Origin of the sequence: [Clostridium] citroniae WAL-17108, assembly GCF_000233455.1 — a bacterium.
GTDB classification, from domain to species: Bacteria; Bacillota; Clostridia; order Lachnospirales; family Lachnospiraceae; genus Enterocloster; species Enterocloster citroniae.
On the sequence record NZ_JH376442.1, the window covers coordinates 1 to 1,669 of the forward strand.

The following is a 1,669-nucleotide window of genomic DNA, read 5'->3' on the forward strand; positions in this document are numbered from 1 at the left end:
ATTAGTGTGAAAGAAAGTAGAGGTCAGCCAATAAATGGCGCACTTAATCAAGCTGTCATAAATGACAACTTTCGAAAAAGTAGATTATTAAATGATAATTAGGAAGCTGCTGTTTTTTGTGGTGGAGGATATAAACCTTCACGTACAAGTAATTTCATAGCTTGTTTGATAGCCTTAGCTTTTTGTTTTTCTACAAGGGTTTCTGGCATATCGATTTTGTATAAGTCGCTCGGATTCCATACTTCTCCAGTAGATAGCATCTGGAAGATAGCAGTAAGAATCATGCGCGCGATAGCAACAATGGCTCTTTTCTTGCCACGGCGTTTTGTAAGAGATTCATATTTCTTTTTGTAGTAAGGAGACTTTTCGGATTTAACGGCCGCATGAGCACATTGCACTAATGCAGGTTTGAGGTAAACTCCAGCACGTGTAATTCGAACAGATTTCTTCTTACCACCAGATTCGTTGCTTCCTGGAACCAGTCCAGCCCAGCAGCATAATCGCTTTGAGGTACAGAACTGAGACATATCAATACCTGTTTCGGAGATGACAGTGATTGCACTGTCACGTTTAACACCCGGAATAGTCATTAGAAACTGGATCGCATTTTCATAATCAGGATCAGAAGAAATGATAGATTCTATCTCAGAGTCTACATCATTTATCTCAGCTGTGATATAATCCATATGTGCGCGGACGAGGCGCATACGATGTTTTTGGGAATCAGTCATCTGATATCCTTCAATGGATTCGATAACAGCATCTTCTTTGGATTTGAGACTCCTAAGAAGTTTTGAAGCTATTTCTTCATGATTGATGGAATTGCCCGACTGATCAAGCAGATAGTCAACGATGGATGTGGATGACTTCCCAAAGATATCGGATACAACTGAATCTAATGCAACATTACACACAGTAAGTGCATTCTGATATCTATTCTTTTCGCTGGAACGGCAGGAAATCAGCTTATAGCGATACCTTGTGAATTCACGCAAAATACGAATTTTTTTACAGGGAATATAACTACCTTTCACAAGACCAAGACGGAACAAATCTCCAATCCATTTAGAGTCCCTGGTGTCATCTTTGTTACCTTTTACAGCTTTTACCCATTTTGGATTAGCTATTGTAACGTTGATTACATCTTCAAGAAGGTTAAAGACTGGAACCCAGTATTTGCCGGTGGATTCCATACAGACTTCATAGCATTCATTAACAAGAAGCCACTGTTTGAATTCAAGTATAGAATTGTTAAAAGTAGAAAAACGCTTTTTCAGGTAGTCAGGTTCTATTCTACCAGAAGTTTTGATGATTGTAGCGACGAGAAAAGATTTGTGAACATCGACACCACAACAGGTTTGGTAAGTAACTTTCATAGTCATGCTCCTTTCTAAAGTAAGATAAGAAGCCATTGACTGAACTGCCACACAATTTAACCAAGGCGTTAAAACAATTCTTAGTGTACGGACTCGTAGTACCACTTATTTGTGCTTGAAAAGGCAGGACTTACACTGATTATAATGCTGTCTAAAACGAGAAAGAATTTACAACTCCTCCTCCCGTGCTTTGTAGTATAGCTTCTTAGAAGCATTATCTCACGGAGTAGAGGTTTTGAAAATCTTTCATTACTATTTGTGCCGCGCCCGAAGGCGCGCGGAATGGAGATTAT

At 39.2% G+C, this 1,669-nt stretch carries 2 protein-coding genes; both read right to left on the reverse strand.

The genetic code is table 11. From position 1 onward, the window contains the following. Window positions 1-98: 98 nt before the first annotated feature. On the reverse strand, window positions 99-1,376 hold the full coding sequence (locus HMPREF9469_RS30285) for an IS110 family RNA-guided transposase (RefSeq protein ID WP_007871731.1): 1,278 nt from the start codon (window positions 1,374-1,376) through the stop codon (window positions 99-101). 80 nt (window positions 1,377-1,456) lie between these two features. After that, on the reverse strand, window positions 1,457-1,669 hold a 213-nt coding region (locus HMPREF9469_RS32700; protein ID WP_207636606.1), incomplete at its 5' end, for a hypothetical protein.

Bases quoted from the DNA above. Each gene is read 5' to 3' on its own strand.
- HMPREF9469_RS30285 (WP_007871731.1), bottom strand. From the start codon at position 1,376: ATGAAAGTTACTTACCAAACCTGTTGTGGTGTCGATGTTCACAAATCT.